The organism is Cohnella lubricantis, from assembly GCF_014212015.1.
In the GTDB taxonomy this organism is placed as follows: domain Bacteria; phylum Bacillota; class Bacilli; order Paenibacillales; family Paenibacillaceae; genus Cohnella; species Cohnella lubricantis.
Window position 1 is genome coordinate 34,671 of sequence record NZ_JACJVN010000012.1, and the last position, 20,654, is coordinate 55,324.

Below are 20,654 nucleotides of genomic sequence, written 5' to 3' on the forward strand. Positions count from 1 at the left end.
ACTGTACTCGAATTAGAATGTGGTCGTGGCGGATTCCTTGCTTCGCTGCGCTCGGGAAGTACGGTCGGCGATGCGTTGGAAGATACCGGCCGAAGCCGCCAGCCAGAAGCCGCCGAGCAGATAACCGCCAAGCACGTCGCTCGGATAATGAACGCCGAGATAGATGCGGCTTCCGCCGATCAGCAGAACGATCGCGGCGGCAATCACGCCCGCTGCGATCCTGCCCGAGCGCCTGCTGCTGAAGCGCCAAGTGAAATAGAGCAAAGCGCCGTACAAGCAGATGGATGCCATCGCATGGCCGCTCGGGAAGCTGAAGTCTGTCTCTTCCACCAGACGGTGAATCGTCGGACGCGGCCGTGCGAACCAGCTTTTGACCGCATCATTAAGCAGCTTCTCTCCGAGCATCACCCAGACGAGGAACAACGATTCCTTCCACAGCCGCTTCGTTGCGAGTAGAATGGCGATAACGATCAGCATAATAACGATGACGGGCACGGTTGTGCCGATGTACGTGACAGCCTTCAATAGCTTCGTAAGCGTCTCGGTCTCCAGTCCTTGGACATGGCGGATGAAGTAATCGTCGAATGCCTTCATTCGATCTTGGTCCACGGCATAAGCCGCCCAGCCGAAGCCGACCAAGCTCAGAATACTTAGGATGATAGAAGTGAAAGGCCGATATGTTCTTCTCAATGAGGCTCCCCCTTCAAGCGGACAGTTAGATGAATGAGCTCGGATCGGCTCGCCAGTCGAATCGGCGGTCCCCAAGTGCCGAAGCCGGATGAGACGAAGGCATGCATGTCCCCTTTGCGCAGATAGCCCCAATCCAGCTCGAACAGCCGGCCGGTAATCCAGTGGTTCGGCGCGAATTGGCCGCGATGCGTATGTCCCGACACCAGAATGTCAACGCCGGCCACCTCTGCTTGATCGTAGCCATACGGCTGATGGTCCATCACGACAATCGGCAGCGAGCGGTCCAGGTATGCGGTCAGTTCGCCGATCGGAAGCCGGCCTTCCGGATCCATCGATTCGGCGGTCTTGTCCTTGCGACCGGCCAGCTGAATCGCGTCCGCGATCCAGACGGTCTCGTCCCGAAGCACGGGGATGCCGATCTCCTTCATGCGCTTCACATACTCTTCGATATGGCCGCCATAATATTCGTGATTGCCCAGCACCGCGTATACGCCGTAGCGAGCTTTCAGTTGCGCCAGCTTCTTCGCCATGCCATTGCGCACGAACGGTTCGATCGTATCGTCGATGACGTCGCCCGCGAGCAGCACGACATCGGGCTGCCAGCCGTTCACGAGAGACAGCAGCCGATCCAGATGGCGGTTGCCGACCAGATTGCCCAAGTGAATATCCGAGACGATCGCGATCTTCAATGTGGACAAGCCGCCGGCCGTCTTGTCCACTTCAATATCGTAGCTGCGGATTACGGGGCTCCAAGCGTTACGCGAGCCCCAGAGAAGCAACGCGATTAGCACCAGCAGGACACACCCGCCGGCAATCGGCACGAACGCTTCATGATAAGCGCCGCTGAGGCGGACGATCGCGGCGATCACGTCGATCGCGATTAGCAGAAGAATCGCGAATTCGAACACGGCGAAGTAATAGGAGCCGATGACCTTGAGCAATCGGAAGAACAGCCGAGGCCGCAGCGGCAGCCGTCCCAGCAAATACGAGAAGGCGACTATCGCGAAGACGATCCAGTAAGCGGGACGTGAATAGCCCGGCGAGACCGCGGACAGCAGCAACGCCCCGTGCCAGCCGACATACAGACTTAGAGCGATGAAGATAAGCAGAATCGGTATAGCTGTGAGCAACATTCGTTTATTCATGTGCGGCGAATTCCCCTCTTCACCTAGATGATTGCTGCCGCCTATTATACCACAACGAGCGAAGTGAGTCGGTCTTCATAGAGCAGCTTCAGCCGGTGCAGCGCGCGCGTACAGCCGACATACAACAGCTTGGCGTCAGCCGGTCCGTAGGCCGACTCGTCCGCATCGGGAATGAGAACGGCATCGAACTCCAGCCCCTTCGATAGATAGACGGGCACGACGGTTAGCCCGCCGCCATACGCTTGCAGGTCGGCCGTGAGCAGATCCGCCTCAATCCCCTGCTCTCGAAGCTCGGCATGCATGCGCTCGCTCGCCTCGGCCGTCCGGCAGAGCACCGCGATCGTCGCGAAGCCGCCTTCGCCTCTCCACTGCCTCAGCGTCTCGGCTGCCGCATCGCCCCGGCTCCGTCCCGCAAGCGCGACCGTCTCGACCGGGTCTCCGCTCCGGAACACCGGCTGCGCGGGCTTCACCCCGCCGTCCATACCGGCCAGAACCTTGTTGGCGAACTCGATGATCTCGGTTGTCGAACGATAGCTGCGATCCAGCTCGTAATAGGCGGTCTGGGATTGCGCGAACAGCTCCATCAGTTCCTGCCAGCGGCGGATTCCCGCATAATCGTGAATGCCCTGCTGCAGGTCGCCGAGCACCGTCATGGAAGGCGCGCGCTGCCGCAGCTTAAGCACAGCCAATTGCAGCGGCGAATAGTCCTGCGCTTCGTCGATGACGATGTGGTCATACATCGCTTCATCCGCCCCGTACAGCCGAAGATGGATATATGCCAGCACGGGCAGATCCTCCGGCGCCGCGATCGTCCGCTTGCGCTTAGACGAGCCTTTGCCCTTCGGCAGCGCGAATTCCTCCGGGAAGTGCTTCGCGTAGAATTCGGCTGCGCTAAGGCTGGGCAGCTTCTCTGCGTAAGCCTTCCACTTCGCCGTCGCGCGCGAACGAATCGTCTTGTCGCTCCAGCGCGCTTTGCCAAGCTGGATCTCCATCCAGCGCTTGAGCCGATTGAGCAGCCGCTCTCTGCGCTTCATGATTGGCTCCCCGGCAGGCTCTTCGCTAAGCCAAGCGCGAATTTGCTCAGCGCGGAGCACAAGTCCTGGCTCCGGTGAGAACGGCTCCTCCGGAACAAGGTGCCGTTCCGCAAGGTCCAGCGCTTCCTCTAATCGCGCGAGGAAGCGCCGGCTGCCTTTTCTCCGACCGGCCGACTCTTCCTTCTCTTCCTCCGTGACCTTCCGCTCAAACCATCTCGCCAGCGTATCCGACGAGCTTCGAAGAGCAACCGAGCCTCCAAGCAGCTCGAGCGCCCACTCCGCGAACGTCGTCTGCCGGATGTCGCCGACGCCGAGTTCCGGCAGCACGCCGGAGATATAGTCGAGGAACATTCGGTTAGGCGCTAAGATCATCATCCGATCAGCCCGGACTTTATCTTGGTATTGATAGAGCAAATAAGCGAGACGGTGAAGAGCGACAGTCGTCTTGCCGCTGCCCGCTACCCCTTGAATGAACAGCGCTTTGTTCTTCTCCGTTCGAATGATCGCATCCTGCTCCTGTTGAATCGTGGAGACGATATCGCGAAGCTTGTTGTCCTTGCTCTCTCCGAGCCGATGCAGCAGGAATTCGTCAGCCACCGCTTCTCCGCTCTCCTGCCCCTCCGTGTAGCTGTCGACCACCCGCTGCAGCGAGCCTTGGCGAACAAGCAAATTCCGCTTCAACGAGACAATCCCTTGAATGGGACCTTCCGGCGATATATATTCGACGGCCGGGTTCCCTCCGCTGAACGAGTAGAACAGACTGGACACCGGCGCGCGCCAGTCGATGACGAGCGGCTTCTGCGTCGATTCGTCGTTCACGCCGGACTTGCCGATGTAGAGCGCGGCTGGCGCCGGGTGCCCGTCCTCTTGGAAGTCGAGCCGCCCGAAGTAAGGCTCGCGCTCGGATACCTCCAATCGCTTCTTGCGTTCTTGGCGGAGGTCATCAATCACCTGCTCCGCTACATCGTTGCCTGTATAGCGCGGGCCAATCGCCGCCAGCTGCGACCGAATTTGAGCCAACACTTCATTCAGCCGCTGCCTCTCTTCTTGCACTACAATGTCTGAAGCCACTCGCTAAGTACCTCCCGTTCGCCCGATCATTGTATAGGATCTAATTACCAGCAGGCCAGATAATATAGCAGATTGTTCGTTCGTTGTCAATGATCTATACCCTATCCAGCCAAGTCAAAATGCGATACATTTGAAGTGTAAATGTTGGCGATTCTAATTTAGATGACACGAGAGAGGTGCGATATCATGTCCTACAAACAAATTGCTGTCGCCTACGACGGCTCTAACCTATCCAAGCAAGCGCTCCAGCATGCCGCTCGGCTCGCGCAAGCGTTCAACTCCAAGCTGACCGTCATACACGCTTATGCAACGCCGATGCTGAACGCGGGCGATATGCTGCTGACCGCCCCTTCCAATTGGACGCAGGAATATGTCGATTATGCATACAAGCAGATCGATAGCGCGAAGACGCTCGTGCCTGCTGGCATCGACGCAGACTTCCAAACCGTCGAAGGGTACGCGGCCCAAGTCATTCTCGATTGCGCGGAGCGAGCCGGAGCAGACTTGATCGTGATGGGCAGCCGCGGACTGGGCGCAATCCGTGAATTCGTGCTCGGCAGCGTCAGCCATAATGTCGCGCAGCATGCCAAGATCCCCGTGCTTATCGTGAAATGAAAATAATAGGAATCGGCCGCTCTCATCCAGAGAGCGGCCGATTTGCTTTGGTGCGATATCGCGCGCGGATGCCTCGTTATTGCTGCGACTTGTCCCAAGCTTCCTCCGCCGCGTCGATTAAGGTTCCGAACAGCTCGTCGTCGGTGTCGAGCGCTTCTTCCACCGCGTCGATCTCCTCTTCGCTTCCCGATTCGTTCAGGAAGAAGAGCGAATGGCTCCACTCGTTGCCTTTGTCGCTCTGCAGTGTCGCCTCATAAGGCTGGCGATGCCCTTCCACCTCGAATTGAATGTGGGCGACGTACCCGTTCGCGTCATCGCGCGTCGTGCGGGCTCCGAGAATGTTGATTCTCATACCGATAATGATCCTCCCTGCCAGCTTCTCTTCTAACCTGTCTCCTATTTGATCTGTTCCTATATTAACAGATGCCATCTCTCGAGTGGATCCGTATCTGAGGATTTTCTTATTTAATTCTCATCTAGCAAGCGGGCATCGCAGTCTCCTAGCGGCGCGTCTCTCATAGGCAGTTCCTGGTATCGCTCGGACAAGCCTAGCCTATACGATGTCCTGGGAATGGAAGCATTATGCAATTGCGCTGTCACACCGCGTCTGCGAACAAGACGTTCAGCTTAGACTCCAGCTCTGCTTCGGAGAAGTCCTCGCCGATGAACACAGCCACATCGTGAACTGTCTTCTGCGGCGTGATGCGCATGAAGTCGCTCTCGCGGTAGGCGTATTGGAACAAGAATCGGCTCGCGGTATCGGTGAACGTCACGATGCCTTTCGCCCGGTAGACGCCGCTCGGCAGATCGCGCAGGAATTGTTCGAACCGCTCGCTGTTAACGGCGCCGGGCAGGTATCGGGTCATGACATGGACGTGGTCATGGTCGTGATGGTGATGCACGTGCGCTTCCTCGTCAGCGCTCTTGGAAACGGCTTGTCCTGTAGAAGATACGCTAGGACCGGCGTGATGCTTCGCCGCCTGGGCTGCGCTATTCTGCTGCAGTTTGTTCCACAGCGCCGACCATTTGGCTTCACAGCGAACGGTTTGTTGGATGCTCGCCGCCGGGTTCCATTCTCTCAGCCATTCATTCAATTCGGCCAGCTCTGCAGGCCCAACCAGATCCGCCTTGTTCAGCAGGATGAACGACGAGACCCGAATCTGATCCCGCATCAGCTTGAACGTCTTGCCTGTCCCGATCCGGAGCCGGTCCAGCAGATGCCGGGCATCGACGACAGTTGCGACGCCGCTTAACTCTGCGCGGGCGTAGAGCGATGCTTCCGATACCGCGTCCAGAATCTCCAGCGGCTGCGCCACCCCGGTCGATTCGATGAATACGACGTCTGGATGGTATCGCTTGATCAGCTGAACGAGCTCCAGCGCGACGTCCGACTTGATCGTGCAGCAGATGCAGCCGCCGAGCAGTTCGGCCATCGGCACTTCGGCGTCCACTGCCATGCCGTCCAGGTTAACGTCCCCTACCTCGTTCATGAGCACAGCCGGCTCCAAACCGCGCTCTTGCGTTGCGGCGATCAGCCTGCGCAGCAGCGTGGTTTTGCCGCTTCCTAAGAAGCCGGTCAGCAAGTAGACAGCGACGGTCTTCTCGTTTGCTTGAGCGATCTCGTTCTCGTTCCCCGCGCTCAACTCGAATTCAGCTCCTATCACGTTCCCCGCTTCTAGCTCCATCCCCATCTCCTTCTCCTTCTCCTTCTCCATGAACGAAGCCTCCTTTTTAAACATGAGAGCCTCCGCGGCAGTCGTGCCCGCGGAGGCTCGCCATTCCATCATCTTCGAATCGCGGCATAGGCGATGCGGATCGGCTCCGCGCACTCCGGCGATTCCTTGTTCCTGTCATTCACATAGCCGCCGACCGGGTACATCTCCAACTCGTCCGCGGGCAGCTCCCGCACATGATGGTAGATGGTCCGGTACTCGACGTTCCCTTCGTGAAGCCAGGCGTCAATCCCTTCCTCATCCAGCATGGCGGGCATTCGATCCGCATAGCCCTCCACCACCCGATTCGGCGCGGTCGTCGCCATCGTGAATGCCCGCGTCTCTTCACCGTAGGCGCGCTGCCAGACCTCATAGAATCCGGGCACAGCGAACGTCCTTCGGTCACGGAACACGAACCGGATCGGCTGATGCAGCTTGCCATTGTTCAGCCAACCATAGAAGCCGCTGCACGGAATGACGCAGCGCTGCTTGTTCACGATGCGGCGGAAGATCGGACGCCCGCCGATGCCTTGATAATCGGCGTTGACCGCATCCTTGGACCAGTAAGGCATAAGTCCCCAGCGCTGGTCGTCGAGAATTCGCTGTCCGCGATACTCATAGATCACGGGAACCGGCTGCGTCGGGGAAATATTATACTTGCGAACATAGGGAGCCGCGACATGCCCGATCCGGAACTGCCGGACGAGCTCGTCGAGTTCCGCGGTAAGGGAGAACCGTTGACACATGGGAGAGCACCGCCTTCAAAGCTAGTCTCGTCCCAGTATCCTCCAGTTTGCCAGAATTATTCATCTCCGCCTATTCGACTCTGACAGCGGTACCGCTCACCGCGACCATCAGCATGCCTTCGCGAACGACTTCGTAATCGACATCTACGCCGACGATCGCATTGGCGCCGATCCGCTGAGCTTGCTGCGTCATCTCGCCGATGGCAATCTCGCGGGCTTCCTTCAGCTTGTTCTCGTAAGAGCCTGAACGTCCGCCAACCACGTCGGTAATCGAAGCGAGGAAATCCCGGAAAATATTCGCGCCCATAATCGTCTCGCCGTTCACGATGCCATAATATTGCGTGATGCGATAGCCTTCCACGTTATTCGTCGTCGTCACCAGCATTCGGTAAGCCTCCCGATCCAATGGATAACCGAAGGTCGCCTTCAGTTTCGTCCTCATTCTACCACAACTGCCATTCCGGCTCCACGATGCCTCTTGCGTCCGCGAATGACTAGGATAAGTAGCGGCTCGAACCGTATCCGTTCAAATATTTCTCCTTCGCGTCCTCGCGCAGATCATCGTCGAATCCGGCCAGCTCGCCTAGCATCGTGAACCGGTCGTTCTGCGGCTTGTCGCCTCCGGCATACAACAGCCATTGCGCCAGATCATCAGAGGCTCTTCCGCGCTCGAACAGATGATGATAGAACAGGGAAGCCCGATCCAGGTAGAGCGGCGCTTCGAACGGGCTGATCTCCAGTGCGCGATTCAACGCCGAGACGGCTTCGTCATACATGTTCAGCCGGGAGTAGATCGTGGCGAGGTCCCGATGGCCTTGTTCGTCCTTCGGGGCCTTGCGTATATAATGCTGCAGATCGTGAAGAGCAGCCTCATATTCATCCAGCCGCCAATGGATGAACCCCTGCAGCCGAATTAACCGCAGGTGGCCCGGATCAAGCGCCAGTCCCGCGCGGCAATCGTCGAGCGCCTCTTGGAGACGCTTCATGCCGAACCGGCACTGCGCTCTCCTCTCGAAGAGATGCGGATTGCCGGGTTCCAGCCGAATCGCGCGTCCGTATTCCTGCTCCGCCAGTTCCCGATTGTCCATTCCCATGTAGATCTCGGCCGCCGCATAAGCGGTCTTGGCTTGATCCTGAAGTTTGGGGTCCATCTCAATGGCAGCCTGAAGATCCATATGGGCTTCCTCGAATCGATCCGCCATGTAACGCGCGAAGCTGCGTCTCAAGTAACATTCGGCGGATTCAGCCAACGCCAGCGCCTTCGTGAGAGCCTCGTCGGCTTCCGCGAATTGATGCAGATCGATGGCTAGCTCCCCTTGCTGGCGCCAGTTCATCGGATCCTCCGGCTCCAGTCTCGTCAGCTCGAGGCTTAATGCCCACGCTTCCGTCAGCGCGCCCGAGTCGCGATAGCCATCCACTAGCCAGAAGTGAATGACTGTCTGATTCGGATGGCGTTCCAGCGCTGTGCGCAGCGTCTCGATCGCCTCACGCCACTTCTCCTGGGCGCGGTACGTTGCGAACAATTCGAGATACGCCGCGAGACGGTCCGGATTGCGGCGATTCAAGCTCTTCAAGACGCTGGCGGATGCTTCGAGCTGCTTCGCGAGACGCAGCAACGCTCCCTGACGGAGGAGGAGATCCTCCTCCTCCGGATAATCCTGAAGCGCGAGCGCAATCGCCCCGATAGCCTCTTCCGTCCTGCCGGCCTCCTCGAGGAGCTGCGATTCCTTCATACGGAAGCCGTACTCCGAGTCAATGACGGCCATGAGCGTATGAACGGCCGTCTCCGAATAGTTCGTTCGCTCGCGCAAGAAGGCCTCTCCGAGGTCCCCGGAACGCCGGATCAGACTTTGTTCCTCTGCCGCGGTGCGGACGGCCGCCAGCGCTTCCGTCCGCCTGCCGGCGTCCTCCAGCGCTTCGCCGAGCCGGAAGCGATGGAGCGGGAGCGCATATTCAGTCATGGATAGGACGCGGTCGAACGCTTCAATCGCTTCCTCGCTTCGATTCGCGCGCAGATATATACAGCCGAGCTCGTAATAAGCAGAAGCCATCCGCGCTCCCTCTGCGCGCTTCACAGCTTCCTGCATGTCGAAGACGGCTTGCTCGACATCGCCTAGCGCATTGTGGGCCAAGGCGCGCCTGTACCAGTAGATGCCGGGCGCCGGATGTAGGCGGATTGCTTCCGTCAGATCAAGCACGGCCTCCCGATCCCTGCCGATATCTTGATAGATGGCGGCTCGGCAGGCATAAGCATCCGGATGCGGATGGTCCGCAATCCAATCGTCGAGCATGCGGAGCGCCGCTCCCGGCCGGTCGAGCTCTTGCAGCAGCCGTGCGTAATCGATCTTCTCCTCCGGCTTCATCCGCGATTCGCCGAGCCGTTCATACCACCGCAGCGATTGACGGGAACGGCCCCGCCTGCGCTGCCTGGCAGCCATCCATCTGGACCATGACGAACGAATACGCATGAGGCCCCTCCTTGCGCAAGAAGCTGCCGGGCGACCGGCAGCTTCTTCTCCTTATTGCGAATAGCCGTCGGAGGTCGGCACATCTTCCTCCAACGCGAATTCATAATCATCGATATCGTATAGAATGACCGGAATGCTGTTCTGCACGACCTTGTCCTGGAATTCGATCTGATCCGTCAGAACCGGACATTGCAATCGCAGCGACGTGAGCAGAATCTCCGTCTCGATCGGATCGAACAACTCGCCGTACTGCATGCTCTCCACCGCGTTCACGATGACGAGCGTCACCTGATCGTTGACCGGCAGCGGCGGGCTCTCCCGCCAAGGGGCGATTAACGCGCGCTCCAGCTTCTTCTTGTTGAACGGATCCTCGAAATAGCGGATCATCTCGGCGATCTTCTCTTTGACATAACGGTCGTCATCCGGCTCCGGCATGATCGGCTCCGGGCTATCCTTCATATCGTACAACTCCATGATCGTGGAGTATGGAATCCTGTATTCGACAGGACGTTTCGGCAGAAGCAGCTGGCCATAGGTGGCGATCATAACCGCCTCGATGACAAAACGTCGACTCATGATATTTCCCTCCCGGAGACATTCCAGCGGATCACTCTTTGTAGTTGAGTACCATTATAGCATAAAACGGTTGTCAAGATGTCAGCCAAAGCGCCCCGCCAGCGAAAGAATGTGCACTTGTCCGCCGGCGGCAGCTGTCTCCAACAAGGGTTAACTCAAAGCAATGGATATTCGCTTGTTACAAAAAAGCATCCCCAGCCCGCCGAAGCCGGCGTTCTGGGGATTGTCGCGCGTCTACGGCTCCCGCCGTATCGCTTCCGCTTCCAGCCGGCCTTCGCGCAGGAACACGCGCACGCCGGAATCGCCGCGCAGCCGCACGTTGGCCAGCTTCGCTTCATGCTCGCTTAGCAGCACCGGCTGCCAGCGCGACAGCTCGAGCACCTGCTCCCACTCCGCCTCGTGGCGGTCGCGGCGGCGGGGCTTCGCGTCAGCAGCCTCGCCGGTCGACCCTTGCCCGGCGCCGACGCCTGCTTCCGCGCCAGCCTCCATGTGAAGCCCGGCAGCCGGCGCAGCCCCGGCTTCGAGCTCCTCCAGGCGATAGCGCTCCGCCCGCAGCAGCGCCGCCAGCCTCTCCTCCGCCTCCGGCATCTCGTGCCAGAGCATAATGCCGTAATACTTCAGCTGATAGAGATTCACTTGCGGGCAGGACAGCAGTTCTCCTGTCGCCGAATGCATCAGCGCATATGGCATATCCGCTCACCCGCCTTACAGATAAGGGCTCTCGTGCTTGGCTTTGAGCATGTTCCAGCGGCGTTCGATCTCCGCCTCGAACTCCTGAAGAAGCTCCGCGTTCTCGGGCTTCGCCAGATGCCGCGTCTTGCCCATCAGCTTCAGCCATTCGAGCATCGGGACCCGCTTGCCCTTCTCTTCCGGATTGTAAGTGATGTTCGTAAGCCCGCGCTCCACTTCGTACAGCGGGAAGAAGCACGTATTCACCGCGTAATCGATAATGGTGGAGCCGTCCTTGTCCTCGGACAGCCAATTGAGCGGACAGGTGATCAATATTTTCCCATAGACGAGTCCGACGTTCTGCGCGTACCACTGGGCTTTGGCCGCCTTCCGCAGCAGATCCGGCGCGAACGCTTCGCTGCCCGTGAACACGTACGGAATGTTCGTCGCTGCCATGATCTGCGCCGTGTCCTTGTGGTGGAACACCTTGCCGGTCTGCGCTTTGCCGACGTTCGACGTCGATGTGCGGTGGCCGAGCGGCGTCGAGTAAGACAGCTGCGCGCCGGTGTTCATGTAGCCCTCGTTGTCGTATTCGAGAATAATCATCCTGTGGCCTCGCAGCGCCGCGCCGATCGCCGGTCCCATGCCGATGTCCATGCCCCCGTCGCCGGTGATCATGACGAACGTGAAGTCGTCCTTCAGCCCGAGATGGTCGAGCTCGCCGCGCCGCTTCCGCTCGTGGAACATCTCGACGACGCCGGACAGCGTGGCCGCGCCGTTCTGGAACAGATTGTGGATATACGTCGCCTTGTGAGCGGAGTAAGGATAGCCCGTCGTGACGACCATTGCGCAGCCTGTCTGGAACAGCGCGACGATGTCGCCTTCGATGCCTTTGAAGAACAGCTCCAGTCCGGAGAAAATGCCGCAGCCCGGACAAGCGCCGTGACCCGGCGCGATCCGCTTCGGCTTCTTCGTCAGCGCCCGCAGCGGCGGGACACGCACGTTCACCTTGCCCGTCGTCTCGTCGGGCGTGACGGTAATCAGCCCCGTCTTCAGATCCTCGTAGCGCATCGGCTCGAGCACGCGCTTCGGCGCCTTCGCCGGATCGCCCGGCGTATGGCCGTGGTAATCGAACGGCTTCTCCACGAAGCCCTTCTCGGCGGCTTCGATCGCATACTCGAACAGCTTAAAGCCGTCCTCGGCGTAGAAGTCCTTGCCGCCCAGGCCATAGATCCGGCTGACGACCAGCGTCTCCGTATTGCCGTAAGTTTGCAGCGCCGCTTTCACTTCGATTGTCATATTGCCGCCGTGTCCGCCGTACGAATCCGCGCGGTCGCCGATCGTGACAGCCTTCACGCCCTTCAACGCTTCGGCGATCGCCTTCGCCGGGAAGGGACGGATCAAGTTCGGCGAGATCGCCCCCGCCTTCACGCCTTGCTCGCGCAATTGGTCGACGACGTCCTTGACGATCTCGGCGGACGAGTTCAGCAGGAAGACGGCCGCTTCGGCGTCCTCCATCCGATACAGATCCAGCACCGGGTAATCCCGTCCGGTCAGTGCGGCGTATTCCTGGCGAATCCGGTCATAGACGCCTTCCGCCCGATACATCGCCATCGACTGCTGATAGCAGTTGTTGATATAGTCCGGCTCGTTCATGTACGGTCCCACTGTAATCGGATTGTCGCGGTCGAGCACATGCGCGAACCCTTCCGGCGGCTTCTCGCCGACGAACGCGTGCACGTCCTCGCGCTTCGCGAACGTCATCACCCGCCGCTTCTGATGGCTCGTGAAGTAACCGTCGGAGGCCACCAGCACCGGCAGCCGCACCTCGGGATCCTCCGCCAGCTTCAGCGCAATGATGTTCATGTCATACACCGCTTGCGGATCGCGGCACAGCACGATTGGCCATCCGGTATTCAGCGCGAAGTACAGATCCGAATGGTCGCCATGAATGTCGAGCGGTCCCGACACCGAGCGGCAGACGAGATTCATCACCATCGGGAAGCGCGTGCCGGATTGTACCGGCATCTGCTCCAGCATGTACAGATAGCCGTTCGCGCTCGTCGCGTTGAAGACGCGGCCGCCGCCGGTCGATGCGCCATAGCAGACGCCGGCGGAACCGTGTTCCCCGTCCGCCGGGATGAGCACGATGTCGTGCTGGCCGTTCGCCTTCATCAGATCGAGGAATTGCGCGACCTCCGTCGAAGGCGAGATCGGGAAGTAGCCCATAATGTGATAATTGATCTGATGCGCCGCATACGCCGCCATCTCGTTGCCGGATTCATAGACGACGCGCTGCTCTACGGTGCCTTGTAATCCTTGCTCCTTGCGATAATCAATGGCCATAGTCCATTACCCACCCTTCTTCCGTATCTTCGATAACGAGATTCGGACCGTCTGGACGGCGCGGGGGTATTGTTGCATGTAGGAGTGTGTTCGCTGGTACGCCGCTGTGCGGTCTGAAGCGAGCTGATTACGTCGCCAACCGGAACCGATGCGGCGTCCGGTGTCCGTCCGCGTAGCCGTCAACTTCCAGCTCGGAAGACAGCGCGTCGGTCGGGCATGCCTGCACGCACTTGAGGCAGCCCTTGCAATATTGATAGTCGATCCCCTGCAGGAACATCTGGGGACGTCCCTTCTTGTCCGGCTGCTCATCCCAGACGAAGCAGAAGTCCGGACAGACATTGTCGCAGGCGGCGCAGTGAATGCATTTCTCCTCCGCGAAGTGCGGCAGCCGCCCCGCGCGCGAGATGCTGAGGTCTTTGAGAATGCTGTTGCCAGGGTTCACGATCAGGCCGCCGAGAGGCTGCGTCTCGTACCCGAGCACGGGGGTGTCCATCCGCACGAAGGAAGGCATCGTATCCCCTTCGGGCAGCTCGAACGATTGGAAGTGCACCTCTTGATAGCCCCGTTCGAATGTGCTGAGCGCCGGCTGCACCGCGAGCGGGTACTTCTTCTCCAGCGACTTGCGTATGACGCCCTTCATGAATTCCGGATCCAGGAAATCACACAATCGGAACAGCCCGCCGAGCATCGCCATGTTCACCCGGTTGTTCTCCTCCAAGGCAATGCCCGTGGCGTCGACGACGGCGATGGTGCCGCTCTTCAGCTTGAGCAGCGACTTGAGCTCTTCGGGGGACTTCTTGGAGTTGACGAGGACAATCGAGTCCTCATACATGCCGGAGATAACGTTGACGGTGCGGGACAGGTTCTCGTGGAAAATGCCGATGACATGCGGTCGTTCGACGGGCGAGGTGTCGCGGATCAGAACATTGATGTCGCAGAAGCGGATGTGCGCTTTGACGGGAGAGCCTTTCTTCTCGGAGCCGTAGGAGCTGAAGCTGACACCGTTAAGCCCGGCGCCCATGACGCCGGCTTCCGCCAGCATTTTCCCCGCTAAGTTGGCGCCGAGACCGCCGATTGATTCCAAGCGAAGTTCAAAGAAGCCGAGCTCATTCACTTTAGGCAATGTGACCATGTGCTGTCCGATCCCCTTTCGCATCGATTGAGATGACCAAGCCGGAGAGTATGCAGCGAACATGATGCAAATATGGTTAGATTTCGCCATCGTCCCGCCGTTTCCTGCCAAAGAAATCCATTTCTGAGAAAACGCTTTCGATTCATTCGCATCGGCATGGCTCGGCGAGACGGCAGACGTCAAGAAAAAACCGCCATCCCAATGTCCTGATAAGAACATTGTATGACGGTTTGGCTCTCCGATTGCAGGCAGAGTTGACTCTTCCTTGAATCCGCTATTCGACGTAGATCATCTTGCGGGTCATGCCGCCGTCAACGGTCAAGTTGATGCCTGTCACGAAGTTGTTCTTCGGGTCGGTCAAGTAGAAGCATGCCCGCACAATATCCTCCGGCATGCCGACGCGTCCCGCCGGGTGCTGGCTATGATCCTCCGGCTTCAGCGCGGTGTAGTCGCCTGTCTCAATCCAGCCTGGGCTGATCGCGTTGACGCGAATCCGGTCGGCCCCAAGCGATAGCGCCAGCGCATGCGTCAGCGACGCGATGCCGCCTTTGGATGCAGCATATGCTTCGGAATTCGGCTCGGATTGCAGATGGCGCGTCGAGGAGAGATTGACGATCGAGCCGCCTCTGCCCTGCCGCTTCATCACCTTGGCCGCTTCGCGGGAACAGAGGAACGTGCCGCGAAGGTTAACGTTCAGGACGCTGTCCCATTCATCGAGGCTCAGCTCCAGAGGCGGCTTCCAAATACCGAGACCGGCGTTGTTGATCAAGATGTCGACGCCGCCGAATGTATCCACGGCGGCCGCCATGATGCGCGCCGCAGATTCCGGCTCGCTCAGATCAGCGCCGAAGAACCTCGTTCGCCCGCCTTCCTGCTCTAAACTTCTCGCCAACGCCTCGCCGGTCTCGCCGGGCAGGTCGGTCAGCAGCACCGAAGCGCCGTTCTCCGCGTAGGCGCGGGACAAGGCACGGCCGATTCCGCCGGCCGCGCCGGTAATGACCACCGTTAGATCGCCGAACATGGATTAAGATCACCCTTCCGCTTCCCATTTCGCCAGCCGGCGCTCCAGTGTGCCGCGCCAGCTGTCGGCCAGCGCATCCACAGCGAGCAGCCGCCGGATGCCTTCCGCATCGTTCTTGTCGAAGTGCATGATCCGATTGGCTTCCTTCACGGACACCCGCGCCGGATGCCGCTCCGCCAGCGTGATGTCGCCAGCGCTGACGATGCCGGGCTCCAGCACTCGGAAGTAGAAGCCGGACGCACCTGACTGCGTGACAAGCGCGGGCAGCTCGTCCAGCCCCCACTTCATCGCCAGCTTCCAGCACGGCACGCGAGGCTGGCTCACCTGCAGCTTCACCGATCCGACTGCGAAGACGTCCCCGATATGAACGCTCTCTTCCGTTAAGCCGGCGACGGTGAAGTTCTCCCCGAATGCTCCCAACGGTAAGCTCCGTTCCAGCACGCGCTCCCAGCGGGCATAATGCTCATGGCTGTACACGCAGACCGCCTTGTCCGGACCGCCGTGATTCACTTGGTCCGCTTGGTCGTCGCCTTCAAGACCGGTTAAGCCGAGTCTTACAGGCACGTCCGACGGCTGCTTGAAAATGCCAGACTTCGCTTCTTTGCCCTTGTACATCGCTGACTGCGGTATACCCGTATTAACCGCCAGCAGCCTCGGCTCCATGGCTATCTTCTCCGTCGTTCTCGTCATGGCTTCTTCCCCATTCCTTCCCATTTCGCTTCCGCGCATACGTCTGACGGCCTTGCTTCACGCTATACCCGAGCCCATTCCGGTGCGCTCTACATTCTAATAGTCGGGGAGGCCGCTTATGACCACATCCAAACGACGCCGCGAGAACGCTTGGAAGATGCGCAAGCAAACCCAGCAGCCTCATGGCAAGATCTCGTCGCTCCATCAGCTGGCGGAGAACACTGCCGACAATCCATCGGACACTACGCCTTAACGCTTCTCTGCCAGCTGGAACGCCTGATTGGGCATGTCACTTCAGTAAAATGCTAGGCCTGAGCAGCGCCCAGCGTTCGCCGGCAATGGCCGGGAAGCTGGGCGTTGTCAGATGATGCCCGGGCGTAGCTAGCTGTGTTGCGATGTAGCGGTATTGCTGCTCAGTTTAGCTTAGCTCTTGCATACTTCAAGCGCTACGCGGATGGGGCTCAGGAGAGCCGCATCTTCTCCGCCAAGGTCAGCCTGCGTCCGCGCACATCCAGGATGAGGCGGCCGTCGTCCAGCCCCCAGATCTGGTCGGCGAACTTCTCGGCCAGCTCCAGTCGATGCAGGGCGACGACGACCGTTGTGCCGCGCTCCTGGCACAGCTTCTTCAGCATCGCCATAATCTCCTCCGCCGAGTGCGGGTCAAGGCCCGATACCGGCTCGTCCGCCACGAGCAGCTCCGCGCCGTGCGCGATCGCCCTGGCGACGGCAACCCGTTGGCGTTCGCCGCCGCTCATCTTCTCGACCGGCTGCTTCTTGGCGGAATCGAGCAGGCCGACCGCTTCGAGCGTATCCATCGCATCCATATAATCGTCATTGCGCACCATGCCGGTCATCCGCCGCAGCCAGGACACTTGTCCGATCGCGCCGATGAGGACATTCTTAAGCGCCGTCTTCTTCTCATGCAGAATCGGCTTCTGCTCCAGATAGGCGATCTTGCGGCGAACCTTCAACCGAACGAGCGGTCCGCCTTTGATCAGATCCTTGCCGTCGAACCGGTATTCCCCTTGAGCCCATGGCTCCTTCAACGCCAAGCAGCGAAGCAGCGTCGACTTGCCGCTCCCGCTTGTGCCGACGACCGCCGTGAACGTTCCGGGCGCCAGCTGTCCATGAATGTCTTGAAGCACCGATTTGCCCTGCGGAAGTTTGCGGGTCAATCCCGATATCGTTATCATCGCACTCCGGCTCCTTATCGACTCGCAGCTCTAAATTATAATTTCTATTCTAAATTAGTTTATTGTATTCCGGAATACCTTTCCATACGAACGAATGTTTGCTATAATGAGAACGAGAACACCTGTTCCGATTATTCTGAAGATGAGGTGGATTGGGATGGCGAACTGCGAACACTTCCGATTTGTGGAACCTTCCAGGGGAGCCCGCCCGTCAAGAGATCTAACCTTCAAATTCTACAACGACGGGAAGCTCATTATCATGGACAACGATTCCGGACATACGATAAGCCCCCGCGAGTTAAGCGGGGGCAGCTACGACTTCTACGTGAGGCAGCGCATTGCGTTCATTAAGCGGGACTTGGCGGCTAAGCGGGCGAAGTACGCTTAAGTTAAGGCAGGTTCTTATTGATCTTATTTAAGCTCGGCGGCAGTCGGGACATCTTCCCCAGATGAATGGAATGGGATTCCGACTTGTTGCGGGAATGGTTCTGTTGGTCGTCGATTTTATTGCTCCTCGGCATGGCGATCGATTCACCCCCTATGCCCTTCGCAGCGCTGCGAAGGCTTTTTCTTTTCAGCTTGCCACATCGCGCGCATTTACAAACGTTATTTTCACAGCCATAATGTAGATTACAACTATTGGTTCAAGGAGTTCGAATGGATGAAGCAGAATATTCTTTTTGATTTGGACGATACACTTATCTATTGCAACAAATATTTCAATCTCGTATCCGATCAATTCGCCGACATGATGACCGACTGGTTCTCGCCATTCGGCGTTACGCGCGAGGAGCTGGCGTCCAAGCATTTGGAGATCGACATTGCCGGCGTCAAGATTCACGGCTTCAAGAGCGATCACTTCCCGCAATCGTTCGTCGAGACGTACCGGTACTACAGCAAGCTGACGGGACGTTCGATGTCGCCGAAGGAAGAGAAGCTTCTGTGGGAATTGGGCATGAGCGTATACGATCACGAGGTCGAGCCTTACCCGGCGATGAACGAGACGCTCGATTCGCTGGTGCAGGACGGACATCAGCTGCACTTATATACGGGGGGCGACATTGCAGTCCAGCAGCGCAAGATCGAGCGGATGAATCTGGAACGTTACTTCCAGGATCGGATCTACATTCGCATGCACAAGAATACGGACGCGCTGAAGGGCATTCTGAACGACGGACGCTTTGACAAGAATCATACGTGGATGATCGGCAATTCACTGCGAACCGACGTGCTCCCCGCTCTCGAATGCGGCCTTCATGCGATCTACCTGAAGCGCGAGGACGAATGGAAGTTCAACATACTGAACGTTGACACACCGCCCCGCGGCGCCCTGCTAACGTTAACCGAGCTTGCGGATGTGCCTCCTGCCATCGACGAATATTTAGTTAAAGCGAAGGAACCCGGCGTTTGAGTGCGCGGGTTCCTTCGTTTTGCTTCCGTGATCTTGAGTTGCTTAGGCGTTCAACGCCTCTCCTGATGTCATCATTGTCCAGAAGGCAAATTTGCAAGCTTGTCGAAAAGCTGCCTGACGCCGTCCGACCAAGCCGGGTCCTCGGCGTAAATGCGGTTCAGCCAAGTGAACGGCTCCTCCCCTTCGGGCCGTGAAGCGCCGAGCTTCGCGATCAGCTTGGCCGCAACAGCCGACGAGTCGGCGATGTCCGTGTTGTACTCCTGCCAGCTGTGGAACACGTTAAACGGATTATTCGCGATCTGCTTAGCGTTCTTGCCGGATCGCGGCACGAACCCTTGCTCTTGGCCCGTGATCGCGAACATTAGCAGCGGATTGATGTCATACTTGTGTGCGCTATCGACAATTGCGCTAAAGTAAGGCTCGTCCACCAGTATAGAATCGCGGCTGCGCATGTAAGCCTTCACAGCTTCTTCGTCAATGTCGGTGTAACGGAGCTCCTTCGGCATTCCGATATCCGGCTTCTGCTCTTCTTCGCCTGTCACGACCTCCTGAATTGCCGTGCCGGAATCAAGGTCCGCGCTGGGTGCACGATCGTCTGTCGCGAGGCCGATGGCCGCGCCGGCGCCAAGCGAGAGGACAAGCGCCAGCCAAGCGGCGTGACGTCTCCAGCCGCTTGGCGGCCGTGCTGGCTCGGAGATCGCGTCTGCGTCTATGGCGATAGTGTCACCGGTTGGCGACGCAAAGACAGAGGTTAAGGTTAAGGTCAAGGCCGAGGTTGATGCCGAAGCCATCGGCTCCGATCCGGCATTCGATTGGACCAACTCCGTCGCAAGAATCTCTGTCGCGCCATCTACCGCCGCCGATATGGACGCTACTTCAGCCGCTTCGCGTTGTTCTGCGCTCTCGGCGACTGACACTTCCGTTCTCCTGCTTCGACGGATCCGTGATTCAACTTGCTGACGGGTCCACCTGCCGAGCGTCTTCTCTTCGATCCATCGCGCCAGCGGCTCCGAATCGATCTCTTCCGGCCATTGCTCGGATTCATAGACCGTCAGGACATCCTCCGCGATCACTTCGCGCTGCTCCGTAACCAGACAGCGGCGAATGAGCTCGTTCGTCATTCGCGTCTTAACTGCAGCCGGCAACTCAGGCAGGCGGCGCTCCAACGCGGATCGGACTGCTTCCGCTACGATCTCAGCCTTACGGCTGCCTGGCAGAGGCGCGTACTTCGTATGGACATACCTGCGAATAACATTAACGTCAGTCGGCGTCAGCAACACGGCGTTCTCCATACGACACTCCCTGCCTCCCAAATTCCATTCCCCGTGGCAAGAACACTCTCATCAGTGTATCACAGAGGAAAGATTTGGGGGAAGCGACTAACGGCGCATACTCGCTTCATGTCAAACGCCGTTGATTGCAGGCAGTTCCAGACATTGCTTGTCGTTCATCTACTGTGCGTTTAGAGCAGCAGCTCCATCTTGCGTGTCTTCGTTCGGAAGCCGAACTTCTCGTAGAGGCGAATCGCACCTTCATTGAATTCCGACGATTGCAGTTCCACGTCGTCGGCTCCCCGCTGCTTCGCCAATTCTACGATATGTTGCAGCGGCTGGGAGCCCAGCCCTTGTCCGCGCCGATTCTCGTCAACGCCAAGATCGGCGATGTAGACGGTGGTGAACCGCGGCTTCAGCACGGGCTTGTCAGGCGCATGCTCTAATCGCAGCACAGCGAAGAGATTGACTGCTGCATCCGGTCACTGCCGATGTACGCCTTAATCTGCTCCTTCTCCGAGAAGGTGAACTGGTATTCGCAGTCGCAGCCCTCGTCCAGCGGCTCGATCTCAATCGGCGCGCCGGCAGGCGTGCAGACGACCAGCGCGGTCAGCTCGATCAGATCGGTCGGCGCCGGCGGCGCCGGGTCCGTCTCGAACTTTAAGTAGACGTCGACCCAATGCTCGTTGCGCCGCTCCACACGCGGCTCGAATGAGACGAACTTCAATTCGGTAAATTGATCATCTCCGTACTTGATCATAACCCTCATCCTCTCTGCTTGTGCGCACATCGTACTTCTCTACGTACATACTCTTGCGCACACAATTGCCCTCGCTTTGTTCACGCTAATAGTATTATCGTGAG

The 20,654-nt window shown here is 58.7% G+C and carries 22 protein-coding genes; 4 read left to right on the plus strand and 18 right to left on the minus strand.

The window, feature by feature from the left end; genetic code table 11:
- Nucleotides 1–12: 12 nt before the first annotated feature.
- The 3 genes from H4Q31_RS02300 to H4Q31_RS02310 are packed head-to-tail and all read right to left on the minus strand — an operon-like array spanning nucleotide 13 to nucleotide 3,940.
- A complete protein-coding gene (locus tag H4Q31_RS02300; RefSeq protein WP_185177456.1) occupies nucleotides 13–690 on the minus strand; it encodes a phosphatase PAP2 family protein in 678 nt (225 codons plus the stop codon).
- Nucleotides 687–1,835, minus strand: a complete 1,149-nt coding sequence (locus tag H4Q31_RS02305) for a metallophosphoesterase (RefSeq protein WP_185177457.1) — start codon at nucleotides 1,833–1,835, stop codon at nucleotides 687–689. The genes H4Q31_RS02300 and H4Q31_RS02305 overlap by 4 nt, the downstream gene beginning before the upstream one ends.
- Nucleotides 1,836–1,879: 44 nt before the next feature.
- Nucleotides 1,880–3,940, minus strand: coding sequence for a HelD family protein (locus H4Q31_RS02310; RefSeq protein ID WP_185177458.1), 2,061 nt, complete (start codon nucleotides 3,938–3,940; stop codon nucleotides 1,880–1,882).
- 186 nt (nucleotides 3,941–4,126) lie between these two features.
- Here H4Q31_RS02310 and H4Q31_RS02315 point away from each other — a divergent pair, with 186 nt between their 5' ends.
- Complete coding sequence (locus H4Q31_RS02315) at nucleotides 4,127–4,555, plus strand: universal stress protein (RefSeq protein WP_245347344.1); 429 nt, start codon at nucleotides 4,127–4,129, stop codon at nucleotides 4,553–4,555.
- A 76-nt stretch (nucleotides 4,556–4,631) separates the two neighbouring features.
- Here H4Q31_RS02315 and H4Q31_RS02320 read toward each other — a convergent pair whose 3' ends face one another.
- From H4Q31_RS02320 to H4Q31_RS02370, 11 genes are all read right to left on the minus strand, one after another.
- Complete coding sequence (locus H4Q31_RS02320) at nucleotides 4,632–4,907, minus strand: hypothetical protein (RefSeq protein WP_185177459.1); 276 nt, start codon at nucleotides 4,905–4,907, stop codon at nucleotides 4,632–4,634.
- Between the two features lie 244 nt (nucleotides 4,908–5,151).
- Complete coding sequence (locus H4Q31_RS02325) at nucleotides 5,152–6,270, minus strand: CobW family GTP-binding protein (protein ID WP_245347343.1); 1,119 nt, start codon at nucleotides 6,268–6,270, stop codon at nucleotides 5,152–5,154.
- 68 nt (nucleotides 6,271–6,338) lie between these two features.
- Nucleotides 6,339–7,013 (minus strand): SOS response-associated peptidase, encoded by a 675-nt coding sequence (locus tag H4Q31_RS02330; RefSeq protein ID WP_185177460.1) that lies wholly within the window; start codon nucleotides 7,011–7,013, stop codon nucleotides 6,339–6,341.
- Between the two features lie 70 nt (nucleotides 7,014–7,083).
- Nucleotides 7,084–7,398 (minus strand): YbjQ family protein, encoded by a 315-nt coding sequence (locus tag H4Q31_RS02335; protein ID WP_185177500.1) that lies wholly within the window; start codon nucleotides 7,396–7,398, stop codon nucleotides 7,084–7,086.
- Nucleotides 7,399–7,507: 109 nt separating this feature from the next.
- Nucleotides 7,508–9,481, minus strand: coding sequence for a tetratricopeptide repeat protein (locus tag H4Q31_RS02340; RefSeq protein WP_185177461.1), 1,974 nt, complete (start codon nucleotides 9,479–9,481; stop codon nucleotides 7,508–7,510).
- 51 nt (nucleotides 9,482–9,532) lie between these two features.
- Nucleotides 9,533–10,057 carry an ADP-heptose synthase gene (locus H4Q31_RS02345; protein ID WP_185177462.1) on the minus strand — a complete coding sequence of 175 codons (525 nt, stop codon included), beginning with the start codon at nucleotides 10,055–10,057 and terminating at the stop codon, nucleotides 9,533–9,535.
- Between the two features lie 234 nt (nucleotides 10,058–10,291).
- Entirely contained in the window at nucleotides 10,292–10,747 is a 456-nt protein-coding gene (locus H4Q31_RS02350; RefSeq protein ID WP_185177463.1) for a hypothetical protein, read from the minus strand.
- Nucleotides 10,748–10,762: 15 nt separating this feature from the next.
- A complete protein-coding gene (locus H4Q31_RS02355) occupies nucleotides 10,763–13,072 on the minus strand; it encodes a thiamine pyrophosphate-dependent enzyme (protein WP_185177464.1) in 2,310 nt (769 codons plus the stop codon).
- 127 nt (nucleotides 13,073–13,199) lie between these two features.
- Nucleotides 13,200–14,204 (minus strand): 2-oxoacid:acceptor oxidoreductase family protein, encoded by a 1,005-nt coding sequence (locus H4Q31_RS02360; protein ID WP_185177465.1) that lies wholly within the window; start codon nucleotides 14,202–14,204, stop codon nucleotides 13,200–13,202.
- A gap of 274 nt (nucleotides 14,205–14,478) precedes the next feature.
- Nucleotides 14,479–15,225 (minus strand): SDR family NAD(P)-dependent oxidoreductase, encoded by a 747-nt coding sequence (locus H4Q31_RS02365; RefSeq protein WP_185177466.1) that lies wholly within the window; start codon nucleotides 15,223–15,225, stop codon nucleotides 14,479–14,481.
- Between the two features lie 9 nt (nucleotides 15,226–15,234).
- A complete protein-coding gene (locus H4Q31_RS02370) occupies nucleotides 15,235–15,915 on the minus strand; it encodes an MOSC domain-containing protein (RefSeq protein ID WP_245347342.1) in 681 nt (226 codons plus the stop codon).
- A 118-nt stretch (nucleotides 15,916–16,033) separates the two neighbouring features.
- Here H4Q31_RS02370 and H4Q31_RS21320 point away from each other — a divergent pair, with 118 nt between their 5' ends.
- Nucleotides 16,034–16,168 carry a DUF6254 family protein gene (locus H4Q31_RS21320; RefSeq protein WP_221626705.1) on the plus strand — a complete coding sequence of 45 codons (135 nt, stop codon included), beginning with the start codon at nucleotides 16,034–16,036 and terminating at the stop codon, nucleotides 16,166–16,168.
- 208 nt (nucleotides 16,169–16,376) lie between these two features.
- On the opposite strand, the gene H4Q31_RS02375 is transcribed toward H4Q31_RS21320, so the two are convergent.
- Nucleotides 16,377–17,108, minus strand: coding sequence for a phosphonate ABC transporter ATP-binding protein (locus H4Q31_RS02375; protein WP_185177467.1), 732 nt, complete (start codon nucleotides 17,106–17,108; stop codon nucleotides 16,377–16,379).
- A gap of 259 nt (nucleotides 17,109–17,367) precedes the next feature.
- On the opposite strand from H4Q31_RS02375, the gene H4Q31_RS21500 reads away from it, so the two are divergent.
- Nucleotides 17,368–17,496, plus strand: a complete 129-nt coding sequence (locus H4Q31_RS21500; protein ID WP_260440090.1) for a hypothetical protein — start codon at nucleotides 17,368–17,370, stop codon at nucleotides 17,494–17,496.
- 273 nt (nucleotides 17,497–17,769) lie between these two features.
- The gene (locus H4Q31_RS02385; protein ID WP_185177469.1) at nucleotides 17,770–18,519 is read left to right on the plus strand and encodes an HAD family hydrolase; all 750 of its coding nucleotides are present in this window, start codon (nucleotides 17,770–17,772) and stop codon (nucleotides 18,517–18,519) included.
- A 71-nt stretch (nucleotides 18,520–18,590) separates the two neighbouring features.
- Here the strand turns inward: H4Q31_RS02385 and H4Q31_RS02390 are convergent, their stop codons facing one another.
- The 3 genes from H4Q31_RS02390 to H4Q31_RS02400 all read right to left on the minus strand — a co-directional run bounded on the left by H4Q31_RS02390 (nucleotide 18,591) and on the right by H4Q31_RS02400 (nucleotide 20,550).
- Nucleotides 18,591–19,811, minus strand: a complete 1,221-nt coding sequence (locus H4Q31_RS02390; RefSeq protein WP_185177470.1) for a glucosaminidase domain-containing protein — start codon at nucleotides 19,809–19,811, stop codon at nucleotides 18,591–18,593.
- Nucleotides 19,812–19,981: 170 nt separating this feature from the next.
- Nucleotides 19,982–20,245, minus strand: a complete 264-nt coding sequence (locus tag H4Q31_RS02395; protein ID WP_185177471.1) for a GNAT family N-acetyltransferase — start codon at nucleotides 20,243–20,245, stop codon at nucleotides 19,982–19,984.
- A complete protein-coding gene (locus tag H4Q31_RS02400; RefSeq protein WP_185177472.1) occupies nucleotides 20,233–20,550 on the minus strand; it encodes a hypothetical protein in 318 nt (105 codons plus the stop codon). Before H4Q31_RS02400 ends, H4Q31_RS02395 begins: the two co-directional genes overlap by 13 nt.
- Nucleotides 20,551–20,654 lie beyond the last annotated feature (104 nt).

What these genes read in the sequence shown, in the direction of transcription:
- H4Q31_RS02305 (WP_185177457.1), bottom strand. Translation starts at nt 1,835, where the DNA reads ATGAATAAACGAATGTTGCTCACAGCTATACCGATTCTGCTTATCTTC.
- H4Q31_RS02315 (WP_245347344.1), top strand. Translation starts at nt 4,127, where the DNA reads ATGTCCTACAAACAAATTGCTGTCGCCTACGACGGCTCTAACCTATCC.
- H4Q31_RS02320 (WP_185177459.1), bottom strand. Translation starts at nt 4,907, where the DNA reads ATGAGAATCAACATTCTCGGAGCCCGCACGACGCGCGATGACGCGAAC.
- H4Q31_RS02325 (WP_245347343.1), bottom strand. Translation starts at nt 6,270, where the DNA reads ATGGAGAAGGAGAAGGAGAAGGAGATGGGGATGGAGCTAGAAGCGGGG.
- H4Q31_RS02330 (WP_185177460.1), bottom strand. Translation starts at nt 7,013, where the DNA reads ATGTGTCAACGGTTCTCCCTTACCGCGGAACTCGACGAGCTCGTCCGG.
- H4Q31_RS02335 (WP_185177500.1), bottom strand. Translation starts at nt 7,398, where the DNA reads ATGCTGGTGACGACGACGAATAACGTGGAAGGCTATCGCATCACGCAA.
- H4Q31_RS02340 (WP_185177461.1), bottom strand. Translation starts at nt 9,481, where the DNA reads ATGCGTATTCGTTCGTCATGGTCCAGATGGATGGCTGCCAGGCAGCGC.
- H4Q31_RS02345 (WP_185177462.1), bottom strand. Translation starts at nt 10,057, where the DNA reads ATGAGTCGACGTTTTGTCATCGAGGCGGTTATGATCGCCACCTATGGC.
- H4Q31_RS02350 (WP_185177463.1), bottom strand. Translation starts at nt 10,747, where the DNA reads ATGCCATATGCGCTGATGCATTCGGCGACAGGAGAACTGCTGTCCTGC.
- H4Q31_RS02355 (WP_185177464.1), bottom strand. Translation starts at nt 13,072, where the DNA reads ATGGCCATTGATTATCGCAAGGAGCAAGGATTACAAGGCACCGTAGAG.
- H4Q31_RS02360 (WP_185177465.1), bottom strand. Translation starts at nt 14,204, where the DNA reads ATGGTCACATTGCCTAAAGTGAATGAGCTCGGCTTCTTTGAACTTCGC.
- H4Q31_RS02365 (WP_185177466.1), bottom strand. Translation starts at nt 15,225, where the DNA reads ATGTTCGGCGATCTAACGGTGGTCATTACCGGCGCGGCCGGCGGAATC.
- H4Q31_RS02370 (WP_245347342.1), bottom strand. Translation starts at nt 15,915, where the DNA reads ATGACGAGAACGACGGAGAAGATAGCCATGGAGCCGAGGCTGCTGGCG.
- H4Q31_RS21320 (WP_221626705.1), top strand. Translation starts at nt 16,034, where the DNA reads ATGACCACATCCAAACGACGCCGCGAGAACGCTTGGAAGATGCGCAAG.
- H4Q31_RS02375 (WP_185177467.1), bottom strand. Translation starts at nt 17,108, where the DNA reads ATGATAACGATATCGGGATTGACCCGCAAACTTCCGCAGGGCAAATCG.
- H4Q31_RS21500 (WP_260440090.1), top strand. Translation starts at nt 17,368, where the DNA reads ATGGACAACGATTCCGGACATACGATAAGCCCCCGCGAGTTAAGCGGG.
- H4Q31_RS02385 (WP_185177469.1), top strand. Translation starts at nt 17,770, where the DNA reads ATGAAGCAGAATATTCTTTTTGATTTGGACGATACACTTATCTATTGC.
- H4Q31_RS02390 (WP_185177470.1), bottom strand. Translation starts at nt 19,811, where the DNA reads ATGGAGAACGCCGTGTTGCTGACGCCGACTGACGTTAATGTTATTCGC.
- H4Q31_RS02400 (WP_185177472.1), bottom strand. Translation starts at nt 20,550, where the DNA reads ATGATCAAGTACGGAGATGATCAATTTACCGAATTGAAGTTCGTCTCA.